General features: G+C 62.3%; 17 protein-coding genes and 1 tRNA gene. 3 read left to right on the forward strand and 15 right to left on the reverse strand.

The window, feature by feature from the left end; genetic code table 11:
• Positions 1 to 24: 24 nt before the first annotated feature.
• From CWE16_RS10330 to CWE16_RS10365, 8 genes are all read right to left on the reverse strand, one after another.
• Positions 25 to 486: an N-acetyltransferase gene (locus CWE16_RS10330; protein ID WP_131595204.1), complete on the reverse strand. Its 462-nt coding sequence runs from the start codon at positions 484 to 486 to the stop codon at positions 25 to 27.
• Entirely contained in the window at positions 487 to 3,471 is a 2,985-nt protein-coding gene (gene ppc / locus CWE16_RS10335) for a phosphoenolpyruvate carboxylase (protein WP_236629688.1), read from the reverse strand. It abuts the gene before it with no gap.
• 32 nt (positions 3,472 to 3,503) lie between these two features.
• Positions 3,504 to 4,646 (reverse strand): glutamate--cysteine ligase, encoded by a 1,143-nt coding sequence (gene gshA / locus CWE16_RS10340; protein WP_131595208.1) that lies wholly within the window; start codon positions 4,644 to 4,646, stop codon positions 3,504 to 3,506.
• Positions 4,643 to 6,175 carry an anthranilate synthase component I family protein gene (locus tag CWE16_RS10345; RefSeq protein ID WP_131595210.1) on the reverse strand — a complete coding sequence of 511 codons (1,533 nt, stop codon included), beginning with the start codon at positions 6,173 to 6,175 and terminating at the stop codon, positions 4,643 to 4,645. The genes gshA and CWE16_RS10345 overlap by 4 nt, the downstream gene beginning before the upstream one ends.
• A 36-nt stretch (positions 6,176 to 6,211) precedes the next feature.
• Positions 6,212 to 6,643, reverse strand: coding sequence for a photosystem I reaction center subunit II PsaD (locus CWE16_RS10350; RefSeq protein ID WP_131456936.1), 432 nt, complete (start codon positions 6,641 to 6,643; stop codon positions 6,212 to 6,214).
• 94 nt (positions 6,644 to 6,737) lie between these two features.
• On the reverse strand, positions 6,738 to 8,111 hold the full coding sequence (locus tag CWE16_RS10355) for a sensor histidine kinase (protein WP_236629689.1): 1,374 nt from the start codon (positions 8,109 to 8,111) through the stop codon (positions 6,738 to 6,740).
• A complete protein-coding gene (gene rodA, locus CWE16_RS10360; RefSeq protein WP_236629701.1) occupies positions 8,108 to 9,328 on the reverse strand; it encodes a rod shape-determining protein RodA in 1,221 nt (406 codons plus the stop codon). Before rodA ends, CWE16_RS10355 begins: the two co-directional genes overlap by 4 nt.
• Positions 9,329 to 9,384: 56 nt before the next feature.
• A complete protein-coding gene (locus tag CWE16_RS10365; protein ID WP_131595214.1) occupies positions 9,385 to 10,479 on the reverse strand; it encodes an Mrp/NBP35 family ATP-binding protein in 1,095 nt (364 codons plus the stop codon).
• Positions 10,480 to 10,598: 119 nt separating this feature from the next.
• On the opposite strand from CWE16_RS10365, the gene hemF reads away from it, so the two are divergent.
• Positions 10,599 to 11,726 (forward strand): oxygen-dependent coproporphyrinogen oxidase, encoded by a 1,128-nt coding sequence (gene hemF, locus CWE16_RS10370; RefSeq protein WP_131595216.1) that lies wholly within the window; start codon positions 10,599 to 10,601, stop codon positions 11,724 to 11,726.
• Here hemF and CWE16_RS10375 read toward each other — a convergent pair.
• From CWE16_RS10375 to CWE16_RS10385, 3 genes are read right to left on the reverse strand one after another with little or no spacing between them, the layout of a single operon-like run.
• Positions 11,653 to 12,483: an N-acetylmuramoyl-L-alanine amidase gene (locus CWE16_RS10375; RefSeq protein ID WP_131456944.1), complete on the reverse strand. Its 831-nt coding sequence runs from the start codon at positions 12,481 to 12,483 to the stop codon at positions 11,653 to 11,655. The two genes, hemF and CWE16_RS10375, sit on opposite strands and share 74 nt — an antisense overlap.
• An 11-nt stretch (positions 12,484 to 12,494) precedes the next feature.
• Positions 12,495 to 13,049 (reverse strand): cofactor assembly of complex C subunit B, encoded by a 555-nt coding sequence (locus CWE16_RS10380; RefSeq protein WP_131595218.1) that lies wholly within the window; start codon positions 13,047 to 13,049, stop codon positions 12,495 to 12,497.
• Positions 13,050 to 13,082: 33 nt separating this feature from the next.
• Complete coding sequence (locus CWE16_RS10385; protein WP_131595220.1) at positions 13,083 to 13,481, reverse strand: helix-turn-helix transcriptional regulator; 399 nt, start codon at positions 13,479 to 13,481, stop codon at positions 13,083 to 13,085.
• A gap of 126 nt (positions 13,482 to 13,607) precedes the next feature.
• Between CWE16_RS10385 and CWE16_RS10390 the strand changes: the two genes are divergently transcribed.
• Positions 13,608 to 14,252 carry a ribonuclease D gene (locus CWE16_RS10390; RefSeq protein ID WP_131457117.1) on the forward strand — a complete coding sequence of 215 codons (645 nt, stop codon included), beginning with the start codon at positions 13,608 to 13,610 and terminating at the stop codon, positions 14,250 to 14,252.
• Positions 14,253 to 14,255: 3 nt separating this feature from the next.
• Here CWE16_RS10390 and CWE16_RS10395 read toward each other — a convergent pair whose 3' ends face one another.
• Both CWE16_RS10395 and CWE16_RS10400 read right to left on the reverse strand, forming a co-directional pair.
• Positions 14,256 to 14,525: a hypothetical protein gene (locus tag CWE16_RS10395; RefSeq protein WP_131595222.1), complete on the reverse strand. Its 270-nt coding sequence runs from the start codon at positions 14,523 to 14,525 to the stop codon at positions 14,256 to 14,258.
• Positions 14,526 to 14,541: 16 nt separating this feature from the next.
• Positions 14,542 to 15,768 carry a lipid-A-disaccharide synthase-related protein gene (locus tag CWE16_RS10400; RefSeq protein ID WP_131595334.1) on the reverse strand — a complete coding sequence of 409 codons (1,227 nt, stop codon included), beginning with the start codon at positions 15,766 to 15,768 and terminating at the stop codon, positions 14,542 to 14,544.
• A gap of 54 nt (positions 15,769 to 15,822) precedes the next feature.
• On the opposite strand from CWE16_RS10400, the gene CWE16_RS10405 reads away from it, so the two are divergent.
• Positions 15,823 to 15,893: transfer RNA gene (locus tag CWE16_RS10405), tRNA-Cys, on the forward strand.
• A 168-nt stretch (positions 15,894 to 16,061) separates the two neighbouring features.
• On the opposite strand, the gene CWE16_RS10410 is transcribed toward CWE16_RS10405, so the two are convergent.
• Together CWE16_RS10410 and CWE16_RS10415 are read right to left on the reverse strand one after the other, a co-directional pair.
• Entirely contained in the window at positions 16,062 to 16,586 is a 525-nt protein-coding gene (locus CWE16_RS10410; protein ID WP_161567584.1) for a hypothetical protein, read from the reverse strand.
• Complete coding sequence (locus tag CWE16_RS10415; RefSeq protein ID WP_131595226.1) at positions 16,564 to 16,767, reverse strand: hypothetical protein; 204 nt, start codon at positions 16,765 to 16,767, stop codon at positions 16,564 to 16,566. The genes CWE16_RS10410 and CWE16_RS10415 overlap by 23 nt, the downstream gene beginning before the upstream one ends.
• Positions 16,768 to 16,813: the final 46 nt, after the last annotated feature.

Raw genomic sequence — 16,813 nt, forward strand, 5'->3', positions numbered from 1 at the left:
GTCAGTTTTGCGGTCTTCGCCTCGTCAGCGGAGCTTGAGTCCCATGGCTCGGATTCCGCCGGGGTCCAACACGAACCCTTGATTCTTGAGTGCGGCAAGCGCTGAGGACGGTGCCGCGATTGAAATACTGCAACCGGGTAGATCTCGACGGAGGATCGCCAGGGAGCGATGCACTAAGACGACAGTCAACTGAGCCTGATTCGCCCCAGGTCGAACCGCCAACGTCCATAGGTTGGCATTGAGAGCACGATCGCTGGTGGCGCGCACGAAGCCGAGGAGCTGACCATCGATCTCTGAAACGATGCTCAGGCTCCAAAGACTCCGTTCCAGGGCTGCTCCCCAACGCTCCGGAGGCAGGCACGGTTCAGCGCAGGCTTGGAGCAGCTCATTGATGACCTCTGCTGAAGGGGGGAGGTCCTGATAGAGGGCACAACCGGCGGGAAGGCTGGGGACCGGTGTTTGCTGTCGGAAGGGAAGCAATGACACTCAGCCGGTGTTCCGCATCCCTGCAGCGATCCCATTGATGGTGAGCAGCGCCCCGCGCAGCAGCTCGCTGCGGCTGTAGGTGCGGCCATCGGGATCGGTGTTCGGGGCCTCGCTCATGGGTGGTTGACGGTTCTGATCGCGCAAGCGCCGAAGGAGTGCGACCTGCAGGAAACCGAGGGGCACGATCGTGCGGTTGCGTAGGTCCACTGAAAGCTGCAGCGCGGGATCACCGTCCAGGAGCCGATCTTGACCGGTGATTTCGAGCACGAGCTGTCGCGTGAGGTCGTGCTCTGCCGCGATGGTGGCGTAAATGCGTTCAAAGGCTTCGCGGTGGTCGGCTCTGCCCAGGCTGGACACGTAATGGTGGGCAAGGTCAAGGTCAACCTTGGAGAGCGTCATCTCCACCTTGGAGATCAGCATCCGGAAGAACGGCCAGCGCTGGTGCAGCCGGCGCAGCAATTCCAATTGTTCAGGATCGGAACTCACCTCCTCAGCGAGTGCGGTGCCAACGCCAAACCAGCTGGGCAGAAGGAAGCGACTTTGCGTCCAGCCGAAGACCCAAGGAATCGCCCGAAGGCTAGAGAGATCCTTCGCACCGCTCTTGCGCCTTGCCGGTCGGCTGGAGATCTGCAACTTGCTGATTTCCTCGATCGGCGTGACTTGCTGGAAAAAAGCCACTAAGTCGGGATTGTCGTGGACCAGAGCTCGGTAGTGGCTGCGGGACCGGCTGGCCAGCCGCGCCATCAATTCATTCCAGCTGGGGGTGGCATCCAGTTGATTGGTCACCAGGCTGTTCTGAACCACAGCCGTGCTGACCGTTTCCAGGTTGTAAAGCGCCAGTTCGGGAAGGCTGTATTTCGAGGCCAGGACCTCTCCCTGCTCCGTGATCTTGATGCGGCCCTGCAGAGTGCCACTGGGCTGAGCCAAGATCGCCTGGTAAGCAGGGCCACCTCCTCGTCCCACGGAGCCCCCGCGGCCATGGAACAGGCGCAGGGCGACGCCGTGGCGGCTGGCCAGATCTTGGAGGGCGATCTGGGCCTGATGGATTTCCCAGTTGCTCGAGAGGAAGCCTGAATCCTTGTTGCTGTCGGAATAACCCAGCATCAACTCCTGGAGGGGCTGGGCTTGTTCGCCAACCCGGGGCAACAGTTGTCTGTAGAGCGGATTCTCAAACAGCTGGCCCATCACTTCCGGCGCCCTCTGCAGGTCCTCAACCGTTTCAAACAGGGGCACGACAAGCAGATCGGCGTGATGAGCAGCCGGATCCACCAGGCCCGCTTCCTTGGCCAAGAGAAGCACCTCCAGGAGATCGGAGACGGTGTGACTCATGGAGATCACGTAGGTGCGGCAGATGCGACTGCCGAACTCCTCCTGAAGGCGATGGAGCATCCGGAACACCGCGATCGTCTCCGCGGTGGTCGAGGACCATTCCACGGCTGGAGGGATCAGCGGGCGGCGTGTCTGCATTTCCGAGAGCAGCCATTGAACCCTGGCCGCTTCATCCATCTCGCCGTAGGCGGTGGGAAGTCGCAGATAGCGGGTCAGCTCATCGAGGGCATCACTGTGGCGCGTGCTCTCTTGGCGAATATCGAGACTGGCCAGGGAAAACCCAAAGATGTGCACCTGGGTCAGCAATGTGTCCAGTGGTTCGCAAGTCAGCTCGGTGCTCACCAGGCTGTTACGGATCAGCTCGAGATCACTGCGGAATTCAGCGACGGAGTCGTAGTGCAGCGCTTCGGCGCTGTTCCCGGCGGCGGCACCAGTCGGGCAAGGAATCAGTCCCTCTGGAGGGGTTCGCCAGCCTGCATCCGAGAGCTGTTGATTGCGTTGCTGTGTGAGCCGCAAGCGTTCCAGCATGTAGCTGAGCTTCAGTCGATAGGGCTCCAGGCGGTAGCGAGCTGCCCGCTCCTCATAGATCTCGGGAAAGCGCAACCGGTCCATTTCCAGCGATTCCAGGAGCGGTGCACTCACCTGACTCCACTGCATCGAAATGCTCAGCTGGTCGCGCAGGTCCTGCACCGCTGAGACGTAGCGATCGAGCATCAGCTGGCGCTGATAGCAGGCGGTGCGCCAGGTGATTTCAGGTGTCACCGAGGGATTGCCATCCCGATCGGAGCCCACCCAGGAACCAAAGGTGCAGAAGGCTGAGGGTGGCAGGCGTACATCCGGATAGCTCTGTTGGAGAGCCGAGCTGATCCGACGCCGGAGCTGGGGCATGGCATCGAAGAGCACCTGCTGGAAGTAGTGCAGGGCGTAATCAACCTCGTCGAGCACCGACGGCTTGAATTGATGGAGCTCGTCGGTGCGCCACCAAAGACGGATCTCCTCTTCCAACTGTTGGCGCAGGCTGGCTTGATCCCCTTTGCTGACCTCGGCACTGCCCTGCAGCTGTTGGAGCAGGGTTGCCACCCGCCTCTGCTTGTGGCGCACGGTGTGCCGAACAATCTCCGTGGGGTGGGCTGTGAAGACCAGGCGGATATCGAGGTTTTGAAGCAATGCCTCGAGCTGGGCCGGTGGCACGTTCAAGCGCCTGAGTCGCTCGAACAGTTCCTGGAAGGTCGCTGGTTCGGTTTGGCTCGCAAGGGGCGGCGCAAAAGGATCGATCCGATCGGGCTGATCAGCGGAGCGGCTGATGCTCGCCAGGTAGCTGTCTTCCTCAATCCTCTGCTCGAGGATGTTCACCAATTGGAAATAAAGGGAGAACGCCCGGGCCGCGGCGATCGCCTCGACCAGATCCATCTCGCGGATCAGCTGAACGACGCCGTCACTCGCGGAACTCTGGGGTTCGCTGGCGAGGGGAGCACTCAGTTGCTTCATCTGCAGCAAGCGCTCTGCTTGCTCAGGAGGGCACTCACTGCGCAGAACGGTTTCCCAGAGGTCCTCCACCAGCTCCAGGCGCTGCTGGAGCAGTTGATCTCCGCCCGGCGCTGGCGATGCCAAACCGCTGGGGTCGCACTCGGTGTTGAGGGCGGAGGTCGAAGGCATCAGGGGTTGGCCGTCTGCGGGTCTGGCCATGATCATCCCAAAACGCCTGAATCGCTGCTCATGGGGAGCTCTTCGCTGGCCATCTCGGCGATGGCGGTGCGCATCACCTCTCGGATGGGGGTTCCGCTGGCATGGGCCTTGAGCCAGCGCATCGCCTGATTGCCGTCCTGCAGCACCTTGTCGATTGGTGCCAAGCGGGAGCTGAGGCCCAACCTCATGGCTTGGGGTTGGACGGATGCCAGCAAGAGACGCAGCCAGTCCTTGCCGTTGATCGGGCGGCCGTCCTGCCAGTGCCGTAGTTCGGCATCAAGACTGCATCGGGCTGCAGCAGTTTCATTGGCATCGCAAAGGTCGGCCAGCTGATCCAGTGTGAGGGAGCTGCTTTGCAGTGGGTCCAGTCCTTCCGCTCCTTCCAGTAGGGCGAGCACACGAAGCTCAAGCAGTGTGGTGACCGCCAGCAGCAGGTCTGGATCGCTGATCAGGTCGCAGATGCGCAGTTCGAGCCTGTTGAGTTCATGAGGACGTCGTGGACCGTTGGGGCGCACAGACGTCCACAAATGGCGAACGTTGTGCATGCTTCCCGCCTGCAGCTGCTCCTCCATCCACTGCACGTAGTGGGTCTGGTCACGGAACAGAGGCACCTGGGGTGGTGTGAGTGGGAATTGCAGCCAACGTTGGGAATGGGCTCCGGTGACGGCGCCTCCCAGGAAGGGGGAGCTAGCGCTCAGCGCCAGCCAGAGGGCTGCTTCGCAACGCACAAGGCGCAGGGCCCGAAACAGATCATCGGCGGCGGCGATGCCAAGGTTGATGTGGATGCTTGCGGTCACCACACGGGTGCCATAACAACGTTCGATCAGATCGTGATAAGGATTGTCAGGGTCCGTACGTTCGAATCGACTCGGGTCTCCCAGGCTCAGGCAGCTTCCGGGAAGCAGGGTGAGCTGGCGAGGAGCCAGCCACTGACGCAGCCGGCGTCGAGGGCTGATCAGGGCTTCCCGCAGGGAGCTGTAGTCGGCCTCTGGTGGCGTGACGTATTCGAGGTTCCGCTGGTCAGGTTCGGTTACGAAGCCCTCCAGCTCACGGCATGCCTGACCGGCGACCCCGACGTTCTCTCCGTCAGGCCGGCCTGTGAACAGTTCCACCTCGAAGCCCTTCAGGAGTAGGGGATGGCTCATGGGGGCGGATCCCCGAGGCAAGCGATGGCCGCCAGCATGCCGCGGGCCTTGTTGAGAGTTTCCTGGTATTCAGCTTCGGGTTTGGAATCGGCTACAACACCCGCGCCGGCCTGCACCTGAACCCGCCAGCCCCCATCCGGATCAGGGCGAACCACCATGGTGCGAATTGTGATGGCGGTATTGAGGGCTCCGGCCAGATCCACTGCGCCATAAACGCCTGAATAGGGCCCACGTGCCTCAGGCTCCAAGGCATGAATCAGCTGCATGGCCCGGATCTTGGGTGCACCGCTCACCGTGCCAGCAGGAAAGGCTGCCATCAGCAGATCCCAAACGTCTCTCCCCGAGGCAAGGAGCCCTTCCACCTCGCTGACAATGTGCATGACATGGGAATAGCGCTCGATCACCATCAGGTCGCGCACCTGCACTGAGCCGGGCTGACAAACTCTGCCCAGATCGTTGCGGCCCAGGTCCACCAGCATCACGTGCTCGGCCCGCTCTTTGGGGTCGGCGAGCAGCTCTTCCTCCAGTTGGCGATCTTCCTGCTCGTTGCGCCCTCGAGGGCGGGTGCCGGCGATGGGCCGCAGGCTGGCTTGGATTCCTTCCGGAACGGGCTCGGCTTTCACCATCACCTCAGGACTGGAGCCAATCAGTTGCCAGTCCCCGAAGTCGAAGAAGGCCATGTAGGGGGAGGGATTGACCATCCGCAGGCTTCGATAGAGCGCTAGGGGCTCATGGGGTACGTGCGTTTCCAGGCGCTGACTCAGCACCAGCTGGAAGACGTCGCCGGCGGCGATGTGCTCGCGGCCGTGGCGGACGGCCTGTTCGAAATTGTCCTGGCTGCGATTGCTCCGGGTCTGCGGTGATGTCTGTTCACTCGGTCGCCAGCGCAAGGGGCGAATCGGGGGCAGTGGGGCCGCCATGCGCTCCTCGAGGCGCTGGATGCGCTGCAGGGCGTCCTCCCAGGCTTCTTCAGCGTTGGCGGCGCTTGCATGGCTTCCGCTCAGATTGCCGTAAGCAACAGCAGTGATGAGGCGCTTGGCCTGGTCGATGATCAAGATGCTGTCCATCAGCATCCAGACTCCATCCGGTGGGTCATCGAGAGCTGATGGATGAACCGGGACCTTGGGTTCGATCCAGCGGATCAGCTCATAGCCCCAGATGCCGTAGAGCTGGCCAAGGGGCGGCAAGCCAGGAATCGAAGCGGTTTTGTAAGCCTCCAAGCTGCTGCGCAGCAGCTCGAACGGATTGCCTTCAAAGCGCTCTTCTTTCCCATCGCGCCAGCACTTGGTGAGTTGATGCCCTCGGGCTGTGAGGGTCCACAGAGGATCGCAGGCGATCACGCTCCACCGGCCAAGGGTTTCACCGCCCTCGACTGACTCAAGAAGAACACCAGGAGGACGCCCCTCCCCCACTTTCAGCCAGGTGGTGAGAGGGGTCTCCAGGTCGGCAGGCCAGCTTTGTGCAACAGGAATGAACCTGGCACCAGCGGCAGCTGCCTCGAAGAAGGCGGCGCGGTCAGGGCTGAGCATGAAGGGATTGTTGCAGCCGACCGTTGACCGCGGGGCTCAGGCGTCGAAGGTGTTGCGACCGCTGAACTTCAGGGTGGCGGGATCTGGATTGGCACCGATCCGACGGGGGTTATGGCCCACCATGGCGCGGCCGTCGTTCACTTTTTCAGGGAAAACGCCGTCCTTGGGATGGAGGAACTCAGTGTCACCACCGGGGAAGATGCGATAGATCTTGTAGTCCTCGATCCGGGGCTTGAACTTGGTGCGCAGCTGGGTGCCAAGGGCAAGACACTGCTCTTTGCGAGCGAAATACATGATGTTTTCGCCCTGGTTCATCATCGCCGCGCCACCGGTGGGAAGCTCAAAAGCCTGGGCGGAGGAGCTGGTCCAGGTGATGGCGTACTTCTCTTCGGTCTCTGCGGCGTTCAGAAGTCCACCGGTGCTGCCGATGAACTGGGGGAGCTGACCGTTCAACGCCGTTGCTGTCATGGCTGTCCTCGAAAAATCGGCATGCCGTTACGGCTGGAAAGTAGCACCGTGATTACGGTCTGATCTCACCTCTGGTGGGCAAGCTTCACACCCGTCAACATTGGCTCCTCCCTGCAACGGGGAAGAACACCGTGAGGCCGCGATCCCGCTGCTGGGCGAGACGACCCCCAAGGCTGGCCAGCAGTCGACGCGTAGCCGCCTGACTCAGTTGGAGGCTGCCGGTGCCTGGGTTCCAGCTGAGAACAGGCCCGAGCTCAGCTGTGGGCTCGGCGGTTCCAAGGCCTCGCCCCTGCTCACTGGGGTTGTAACCGCGGATCTGTAGTTTCAGTCGAGCTCCGGCAGGGCGCAGTTGAAGCACGAGTTGACCGCCCTGTTGCAACCCCCGACTGCTGCGGTCGATCAGTCCTCCGAGCATCGGTTCCAGTCGGCTTGGGTCACTGAGCACCGCTGGGAGATTCGGGCTGATCTCAATCTGCAGAGCCAGACCTCGCCGCTCTAGGAGCATCTGCCATCCAGGAGCCAGATGCTGGAGAACGGCGCCTAAATCTGTCTGGGCCAATTCTGCTGGCTCAGAGGGTTGTCGCTGCAGTTCGGCAGCGTGGAAAATCAGTCCGAAGCGGTCGATCTGCTCGGTGCATTCACTGTCGATCTGCTGAAGTCGTTCCATGACCACCGGTGCAAGATCGCGGCGTCGTAGCAGGGATCTGATCAAGGTGCGGATTGTGGCGAGCGGTGTTCTGACTTCATGGGTGATCGCTTCCAACAAGGAGAGTTCCGCTTCGGCTCCGCCCTCGTACTGATCGCCCTCGATCGGCTCGTTGCTGTCCCCTCGCCCAGGCTCATCCCTCAGGGTCTGAAGGGTCAGACTGGGGGCCATACGCGCCAGGCGCTCCGCCACCACTGGCCAGAACTGCTCGCCGTAGGCACGACTGCTCTGCAGAGAGCCCAGGGCTCGGATTGCTTCATGGAGCGCATCGGCCTGATCTGGCGCATCCGCGCGTAGGCGTTGTTCCAGCAAGCTCAGGATGGCGCCGAGGGTCTTTGGGTCACTGCGCATGAGCAGCTGTCTCTGGTCCGGCGGGCCTTGCAGGGCCAGTGCTACCTGCAGCGTTGGCTGGATGACGACCAGCAGTGGATCGTGGCCATCGTCTGGGTGCAGCGGGAGCTGTTTGTAGGGATCACCGGGCGCTGCTGTCGGTCCAGCCGGACCGAGCTGGGGTAAACCCTGGGGATTGGGGCTCCAGACCCAACCGCGCATCGCCTTCAGCAGGGTGGGGTCATAGAGGGCAGGGAGGGGGGCCGCCAGCCACAGTCCACCCGTGGTTGAGCTTTGCTCCTGCAGTTGCTCCTGGAGGGTGTCGAGCGCGGCCCACCAGAGACGGCGTGCACTGGCATCGTCAGATCCGGAGGGGGGGACGCCTTCGGCCATGCAGGCCTGAATGGCCTTCAGTGATGGGGAGGTGGTCACCGGTTCTGGGCGTTGCGTTCCCTGCGAGCGACCGAAAGACAAAGGCCGAGCGCGATGAAGTTCACAACCATGGCGGATCTCCCATAACTCATGAATGGCAGGGGGATGCCTGTCACTGGGCCAAGGCCGATGGTCATGAAGATGTTCACCACCACTTGGAACATCAGCATGGTGGCCACTCCGATCACGATCAGCGATTCGAAGTCGGTGCGGGACCGGTTCGCCACCTGAAGCATGCGCCCCATCAGCACGGCGAAGCCCACCACCACCAGCACCGTGCCGACGTAGCCCGTTTCCTCACCAAGAGCGCTGAAGATGAAGTCGGTGTGCTGTTCGGGAATGAAGCGAAGTTTGGTGAGCTGGCCCTGCAAGAGCCCCGTGCCGAACCACCCTCCAGATCCGATCCCCACCGTGCTTTGCAGGAGGTGGTAGCCGCCGCCTAGGGGATCTTTGCTGGGGTCTAGAAACAGCACGAGGCGATCACGTTGGTAGTCCTTGAGCCCATGCATCCACAGCCAAGGGGTGATCAGGGACACAGCTCCCTGGATCGCCAGGACGGCTCCAGCTGCCAGTCGCTTCCACGGGAGGGACCGGTAAGCCACCAGCATCATCAGCGGCACCCAAGCCGTGAGAGCCCAAGGGAGGAGGCCAGCCAAAAGTGCCGTGCCCAGGGGGGCTAAGAGCAGCACGAGCCATGCAAACGGCATCCCCGACCAATAGAGCATCGTGAGCAGGAGGGCTCCGAACACCAGGGAGGTGCCGAGGTCGGGCTGGATGAAGACCAGAAGCCAGGGAAGGGAAATCACCCCGAGTGGGCGGAGAAGGTCAACCGGTCGCTCCACAGGGTGCCGGTCAAGCACCGCAGCCAACAGAAGAATGGCTGAAAGCTTGGCGAATTCCGACGGCTGCACGTGCACTCCAGCAATGCTGATCCAGCGCTGGGCTCCGAGAGCGGATGTGCCGATCAGGCGTACAGCGATCAGGCTGATCACCGTGAGGCCGTAGATGGGGATCAACAGCGGTTTGAGCCGTTCCAGGTTCAACCGCGCCAGAAGCAGGGCAATCCCGACCCCGAAGGCCGCTGTAATCCAGTGTTGGTACCAGTCGGCGTATTCGGCCTGACGCTGGGTGCTGGCGATCAACACCCCCGCGATGGCGACAAGGGCCAGGGGGATCCACCAGAGGACACGCTCGGTGTCCCTGCGTCGGCTTCCCATGCCCGGTAGGCGCGAACGACGCCTCCGATTAGCCCATGGCAAGCCGCTTTGCATGATCAGTTGCTCTGGGCGATCAGGGGAAGGACCGTCTCGGCCAACTGAATGAAGACCTGAGCACTGGCAGATTCAGGTTGGTTGATCACAATCGGCCGCCCTTGATCTCCGCCTGAGAGCACGGGCATTTCCAGGGGGATTTTGGCCAAAAGATCGGTCTCGAACTCATCAGCGAGCCGTTGGCCGCCCCCTTCACCGAAGAGGGCGTAGCGGCGTTCCGGTTGATCCGGAGGGATGAACTCGCTCATGTTTTCGATCACCCCCAGCACGGGGATCGACATCTGCCGGAACATGGCCAGGCCGCGACGGGCATCCTGAAGTGCCACCTGCTGCGGAGTGGTCACAATCAGAACTCCGGCCATTGGAACGGCCTGCGCGAGGGAGAGCTGAGCATCACCGGTGCCGGGCGGCAGATCCACCACAAGAACGTCCCGTTCACCCCAGTTCACCTGATAGAGGAACTGACGAATGATGCCGTTCAGCATCGGTCCTCTCCAGATCACCGGCTGGTCTTCGTCGATCAGTAGGCCCATCGAAACCATGGCGAGTCCACAGGTTTCGATGGGGGTCATGCGTTGCTCGCTGCCGCTCCCCTCCACCTGCGGCGTCTGGTCCGCCACGCCAAGCATGGTGGGAGCGTTGGGTCCGTAGATATCAGCATCCAGAAGCCCCACCTTGAGCCCCTGGCGCGCCAGGGCACAGGCCAGGTTCACGGCCACGGTGCTCTTGCCGACACCGCCCTTGCCACTGCTGACAGCGATCACCCGTCGAACGCCTGGAATCGCTTGTCGCTCTGCCACTTGACCGTGGCCGGCATGGCCGATGCCACCTGGCTGCGTTCCAGAGTGCTGGGGTGGTGGCGATCCCACTTCGATCTGCACATCGCTGATGCCGTCGATTTCCAGCAGCCTGGTTCGACTCTCCTGCACGATCCGCTCGCGCTGGCTCTGGGCAAATCCGGGCAAATTCAGCCGAATCACCGCTCGAGGTGGGCTGACGCGGATGCGGTCAATCCAGCCAAGTTCCAGGGCTGAACGTCCGCTGCCGCTGTCGACGATCGCTGTCAGAGCCGTTGTCGCCTGTTCTGCCGTGGCCATACGTCGCTGCCGTCGGGCCGGATCCTAGGAGTGTGTTCCCATGACAGACCTTCACGTGCACTTGTGCAGGGTGCCCGCAGGCTGAAATGGTTCAAGCCAGTTCCTGCGGGATGCCACCCATGGTTCGTTCACTGCTGCGTCGCCTCAGGGGCGGATCCTCCGAGACTGGACAAGCGTCCATCTCCTCGGATGCCGCGGCCTCTAAGCCTGCGAACAGGGCTCTTCAGCGCCCGCCCGCCGACTCCAGGGATCGTGCCAGGGCTCTGGTGATGGGGCTGCAGGACGAGATCTGTGCGGGCCTAGAGCGCCTCGATGGCCTTGGCCGCTTTCAGGAGGAGAGCTGGGATCGACCGGAGGGTGGCGGCGGGCGTTCGCGTGTGATGCGTGAGGGCCGCATCTTTGAGCAGGGCGGGGTGAATTTTTCGGAGGTCCATGGTCTGGAGCTTCCACCCTCGATCCTGCGCCAGCGTCCTGAGGCGAAGGGGCATCCATGGTTTGCCACCGGCACGTCAATGGTGCTTCACCCACGAAATCCCTATGTGCCGACGGTGCACCTCAACTACCGCTATTTCGAGGCCGGCCCGGTCTGGTGGTTCGGTGGTGGCGCTGACCTGACACCTTTCTATCCATTCCTGGAGGATGCCCGGCACTTTCATCGTCAGCACAAACAGGCTTGCGACTCGGTCAGCCCTGAGCTCTACAACGTGTTCAAACCCTGGTGTGATGAGTACTTTTTCCTCAAGCACCGTGGAGAGACCCGGGGCATCGGCGGGATCTTCTACGACTACCAAGACGGCAATGGTCAGCTCTATAAGGGCCAGGATCCAGAGGGTCCTGCGGCCCATGCCGCCACAGCAATTGGTTCCGTTCCTCTCGGCTGGGAGCAGCTGCATGATCTGGCCCGCGCCTGTGGTCAGGCCTTCCTGCCGGCTTACAGCCCGATTGTCGAGCGACGCAACAATCTTCCCTATGGCGATCGGGAGCGTCAGTTCCAGCTCTACCGACGGGGTCGCTATGTCGAGTTCAACCTGGTGTGGGACCGAGGAACCATTTTTGGCCTTCAGACCAATGGCCGCACAGAATCGATCCTGATGTCACTGCCGCCTCTTGCTCGCTGGGAGTATGGCTACAGCGCACCCGAGGGTTCAAGGGAAGCGTTGCTGACGGATCTGTTCACGCGTCCTCAGAACTGGTTTGACGATCCATCCCTCGAGGCGCGCTGTCAGCCCCATCAGGCCGTGAACTGAGCGGGGCCTCGGGGGGCGACTGCGGAAGTGCGAGGACCAGGGCTTCGGTGATTCGGCGGGCGATGGTGCTCAGGCTCGCCTGTCGCCCTTCAGGAGAGCGAAGCCCTGCCTCAAGAGCTCCCTCTAATTTGCCGATTTCAAGAATGCTGATCCCTCGACGCGGTGCTCCTAAGCCCCCGCGGAATCGTTTGGGATAGCGGCCGAAGGCGATGGCAAGACTTTCGTCGAACCGATTCAGTGGGCGATTCAGGGCGGGAATCAGGCCCGATCCGAAGCCATCGGGTCCATAGGCGTCGAAGTGAATTTCGAGCGCATAGCCGCCTGCAGCACTGTGGCGGCGACCTGCCGACCAGTTGGTCCGCGGATCGTCCTCGTCGTGGATCGTCAAACTCGCTGGCGAGTAAGCACGGATGTTCAGACCTCGCTGGCGTCCCAGGGCGACAACCGCATCGCGGACCGCAAGGTTCCAGTACAGCTCGTCACGCATCCGGCCATCCATCGGCTCGGCCCTGTGGAGATCAACAGCGGCTCCGGCGGTGCCAGAACCCTCGATCCCCTGGGAATCGGCATGGCCTGCGAGCACGAGAATCGGCATCCGGGGCTCGACGCCAGCTCGTCCCTGCCATTGGGCCTCAAGGCTGACTTCAGGGCCTGTCAAAGGGTCCACCCCTGGCGGCAGAGGCGCATCTGCCGCGGTCGCCAAGCCCAGCATCGTGAAGGCTGATGTCAAGCCCACCAGGGTGAGGGAGCGCAGCATGGCCTTGTTCCTCAAATGGGAGAGGAGAGCAGAGAGCCGTCGCTGGCAAGATCCAGCGGCCCTGCCAGGGCCAGTTCGAGGGCGATCAGCTCATCCCGGTGGGCGCGCAGCCGTAAGGTGCTGCCGCCATCCGCATCGCCTCGCATCAAGCGGATCTCGAGGGATTCGGGGCGGCGAGCTCTGCGCTGATAAACAAGGCCCGCCAGTGGACCAAGCAGGGCCAGTCCTAGGGGCCACCAGCCCAGCATCGGGCTCAGTTCCCTGAGCACAAGGCCTAGGCAGCCTGCTCCGATGGCACCAAGCGTCGAAAGCAGCAATGCCAATGGTGTGCTGGCCTCCACGGTCGCCTCAAAGCGCAGCACCTGTCGCTCGGCATCGCCACTCTTCTGGCTCCAGCCTCGTCGCTCCAGCCATGTGCTCACCCCGTCCAGCACCTCGAGGGCAGGACGGGGTGACTGCACGTCCACAACTGTGGTGCGGTCTTTGCTGGCTGCCCTGAGGAAAAACACCAGGCCGATGGCCAGCAGGAGGGTCAGCAGCAGTGTCGAGGTCTGAAAGGAGGGCATCCGACGCCGTTCTGTCGCAGCTGCCCATCCGTTCTAGGTCGCCGCCGGCAGCTGGGGTTGGCAGAGATGGTCCATCAGCCAGCGCTGCCAAGGACCCATCAGCCGCTCGGCTGATTCACGCGCCTCGCTGTTGAGGTGAAGCATGCTGCGGGGGCGTCCGCGGCTTGGACAGCGCTTGCTGTAGTGGTCGAGCATGCCCTGGTCATCCAGAAAGCTCAGGGCCTGATGCAGGACGGTTTCCGACAAGCGCAGCTCGGGATGGTCATGCTCCAGTCGATGCAGCAGCCCTGAGGGGTAGCTGTCGTTCTGCAGAAGGCAGTCGAGTACCCAGCACACGGCGAGTTCCAGATCCAGAAAACGCGGTGGCGGCTGACGGAAGTAACGCTCGATATCGGCCAGGCAGGCGCGGGTGAGCTTGCGGCGGGTCTGCACGTCGGTCGTTAAGTCTCATTTGTGTCTAACTCGGTCTCATTCTGTTTTTCAAGTCTGGAGCGGAAAGTGTTTTCCGCTCGTGATCAAAGTGGTGGGATGTCTCGTCTCACGGTCTCTGGTTGGCTCATGGCTGAACTCGCTTCTCCCCCCAAGGACTTCTCGGTGTTTGATGGCGATCTCGATTCCGTCTGGTTCGAGCGCTACGCAGCGGCATCAAGGCTGGCGGTGGACACCGAGGCCATGGGGCTCATCCATGGCCGCGACCGGCTCTGTCTGGTGCAGCTTTGTGATGCTGACGACAACGTCTGTTGCATTCGCATTGCCCTTGGTCAGACGGAGGCGCCTCGCTTAAAGGCCCTGATGGAATCCAGCACCGTGGAGAAGGTGTTCCACTTCGCCCGATTCGATGTGGCCGCCCTCGCCAGCGGTTTGGCCATCGCGGTGAATCCGATCTTCTGCACCAAGGTCGCCAGTCGTCTGGCGCGCACCTACAGCCCAAGGCATGGTCTCAAGGAGGTGGTGCTGGAGTTGGTGGGGGTCGAGCTCGATAAGCAGGCGCAAAGCAGTGACTGGGGCAGGGTCGATCAGCTCAGTGACACGCAGCTGGCCTATGCCGCGAATGATGCCCGCTTCCTGCTGCCAGCCCGGGAGCGACTCGAGGAGATGCTGAGACGAGAGGGCCGTTGGGAGCTTGCTCAGCGTTGCTTCCAGTGCATTCCGGTGATGTCGGAACTAGATCGTCTGCGTTTCACGCAGACCTTTGAGCACTGAACCTCAGTCTTCCAGCATGAAATGTTCGTCCCCTGGGCTGGCCGCCAGCAGAGCATCGAGTCCGGGGTTTGCATCCTCGCCCTGTGAGGCCCTGGACATCTGTGCCTCGTCGAGTAGTTGTGAAGCGATGCGTTTGCGTGCTTCCACATCTCTGACTCCTTCCTGGGCTGCGGCGTACTCGACCTGGCGCCGGGCAGCTGCCTGACTAATGCTCAGGCAGCTGGCCAGTTCGGCGCAGAGCCTTAAGTAGTCACGGTCCTGAATGGCGGCCATGGTGGACGGGGCAGGATCATTCAGTATCCGCGATGAACTGATCCAAGATCCTGCGGGCGAGCGCTGTGCTTCCACCGGGACGCCCCATGCGTTGGCGCCCGATGCGGCCCAGTTCAGTCCGCAGGGAGGGGTCGTTGAGCAGAAGGCTCAGGCGTTCCTGGAGCTCGGATCGGGAGCGGCAGGGGAGGACGGCCCCCCCCAGCAGTCGGCTCTGTCGCTTGGCGAAGCCGCGGGTGAACTGCGGACCAGGACCGGGGAGAGAGAGGGCAGGGATGCCCAAACCAACCAGTTGTTCCGTGGCGGTCCCCGCTGTGGCTAGCCCCACCTCCGCCCAGCCTGCCCAGCGGTCGAAGCGACCGCTGCCAAGCAGGAGCAGATGCACGCCCTTCACCCAGCAAGCCGTCGCCTCCAGGGATGCAGCAGGGGGCGGGCAAGGCCGATAGCCGAGAGTTTCCAGCAGGGGAGCCAGTTGGGATTGATCCGGTTGGGAGCCCGTGGTCATCAAAAGGGCCAGGGGGACCGAGCTCGGGAATCCTTCCAAGGAGCGCAGCAGACGTTCGGCGTTCTGGAGGGCTTCCGGCATCCGACTGCCGCAGAGCAGCATCAGTCGCCTGCAACGCTCCAGCGCGGAGGGGGGCTCCGTGGCATGCAGCGCATCCATCATTGGGTTGCCCGGAGCTTCTGCTGGGACGCCACGGCGTCTCAGGCCTCTCGCGGTGATCCGGTCGCGCATGGCAACAAAGCTGCAGCGACGACTCCGCATCAGTAGCCATTCCCAGGGATCCCATTCACTGCCCTTGAGGCGGTGATAGTGATCGCTCAAGGCATGGCCAGGACCACTTCGCCAGGTGTAGTCACTTTTGGGGGTGCCGATAAAGCCAAAGCGCCCGCCAGCCGCCCAGGCCAGCAGGAGTGGTAACAGATCACCAACGGCTACCACTGCATTGACCTGCTTGCGCTCTCGACGCAGGCAGCGCCATTGGCGCCAGCTCAACAGGGGCAGGCCGGCACCCAGATCGGCGATCAGGCCCCGGAGGCTCTGATTGCTGAAACCGCCGCTGGGTAGTGCTGCACGGGGTCCGACCCGATGCAGCCAGCCAGCTTCTGTTGCAGCATCAAAGGCGCGTCCCACACCCACCATGGGCAGGACTCGCAGCTTCACCCCTGGGCGGAGCCGATGCAGCGCCTCGAGAATCCGCAGGGCAATGAGATCTTCACCATGTCCGTTGCTCAGCACCAGCAAGCTGCCTGAGGTCTCGCTGATACGATCCGCAGATGGGAGCGCGGCTCCCTGCACGGCGGCATGGCCAAGTGGTAAGGCAGAGGATTGCAAATCCTTTATCCCCAGTTCGAATCTGGGTGCCGCCTTTGCAACGATCCTTTGGATCGCGATTCGGCCCATTCGTTGGCTTGATGGCTTCAGCACCTTGGATGGGTCAGCGTTGGTCGTGGGACAGGGGCTCAAGCTTCTTGGAGCTTGCACGCTGAATCCTGTCAGATCTCCTCTGATGGGCTTTGACAAGCCTGGTGCGCAGCTCAAATGGCGGCGGAGGCACTCAGCCAGCCACCTTCCGGTAGCTGAGCCTGACAGCGCAGCATCGACTTCTTGATGCTGCAGCGTCCGCTGACTGGCCAGGCCCTGGGAATTCCCTCTGCCAGACCGAGTCTGTCGCTGCTGCTCTCAGCCGCGCTGGATACCGCGCCTTGCCAAGGCTGTGCCAGCAACTTGCAGACGCCGCTCTCGCAGTGCAAAGGCATCGCTTCTGCGCTGGTGATGGCGACAAAGCTCAGCTGTCGATTTGATCCTTTGTCGGGACCTGATCCTGTGAATCGAACAAAGAGCAATTCAGGCCCTTTTCGCACCAACTCCACCAGGGCGCAGGGACCCTGGTGGCCACCCTCCAGGCGGTACTCACAGCTCTTGCTGAGGGTTTGCAGCCTGCCGATGGCCGGCGGGGCCGGTTGGTTGGGAGTTGCAGGAAAGGCAGGTCCCAACCCCAGCAACAGCAGGCCTGTGGCGTTCGTCAGCAGCAGGCGGTTAATAGTCACTGTCTGCCACACACATGCCCAGGCAGCGAATGCCGTTCTCAGCTGTGCGTCCGCAATGGTCACAGAGAACGGTTGTTGGACTCGCCGACGTAGTGCTGGAGGTCATGTCCATGCCCTTCTGCTCGATCTGTTCAGCAACCGCTGGTCTGGGCGCTTGTCGAGACACGGAGTCGGAGAGAGGACTGAATGGCATGACGATTGCCAATGCTCCGAACACATCTTCAGATAGCGATCATGGC

The organism is Synechococcus sp. BS55D (genome assembly GCF_004332415.1).
Lineage (GTDB): Bacteria > Cyanobacteriota > Cyanobacteriia > PCC-6307 > Cyanobiaceae > Synechococcus_C.

Bases quoted from the DNA above. Each gene is read 5' to 3' on its own strand.
- CWE16_RS10415 (WP_131595226.1), bottom strand. From the start codon at position 16,767: ATGCCATTCAGTCCTCTCTCCGACTCCGTGTCTCGACAAGCGCCCAGA.
- CWE16_RS10350 (WP_131456936.1), bottom strand. From the start codon at position 6,643: ATGACAGCAACGGCGTTGAACGGTCAGCTCCCCCAGTTCATCGGCAGC.
- gshA (WP_131595208.1), bottom strand. From the start codon at position 4,646: ATGAGCCATCCCCTACTCCTGAAGGGCTTCGAGGTGGAACTGTTCACA.
- ppc (WP_236629688.1), bottom strand. From the start codon at position 3,471: ATGCCTTCGACCTCCGCCCTCAACACCGAGTGCGACCCCAGCGGTTTG.
- CWE16_RS10395 (WP_131595222.1), bottom strand. From the start codon at position 14,525: ATGGCCGCCATTCAGGACCGTGACTACTTAAGGCTCTGCGCCGAACTG.
- hemF (WP_131595216.1), top strand. From the start codon at position 10,599: ATGGTTCGTTCACTGCTGCGTCGCCTCAGGGGCGGATCCTCCGAGACT.
- CWE16_RS10365 (WP_131595214.1), bottom strand. From the start codon at position 10,479: ATGGCCACGGCAGAACAGGCGACAACGGCTCTGACAGCGATCGTCGAC.
- rodA (WP_236629701.1), bottom strand. From the start codon at position 9,328: ATGGGAAGCCGACGCAGGGACACCGAGCGTGTCCTCTGGTGGATCCCC.
- CWE16_RS10390 (WP_131457117.1), top strand. From the start codon at position 13,608: ATGGCTGAACTCGCTTCTCCCCCCAAGGACTTCTCGGTGTTTGATGGC.
- CWE16_RS10380 (WP_131595218.1), bottom strand. From the start codon at position 13,049: ATGCCCTCCTTTCAGACCTCGACACTGCTGCTGACCCTCCTGCTGGCC.
- CWE16_RS10375 (WP_131456944.1), bottom strand. From the start codon at position 12,483: ATGCTGCGCTCCCTCACCCTGGTGGGCTTGACATCAGCCTTCACGATG.
- CWE16_RS10345 (WP_131595210.1), bottom strand. From the start codon at position 6,175: ATGCTCAGCCCTGACCGCGCCGCCTTCTTCGAGGCAGCTGCCGCTGGT.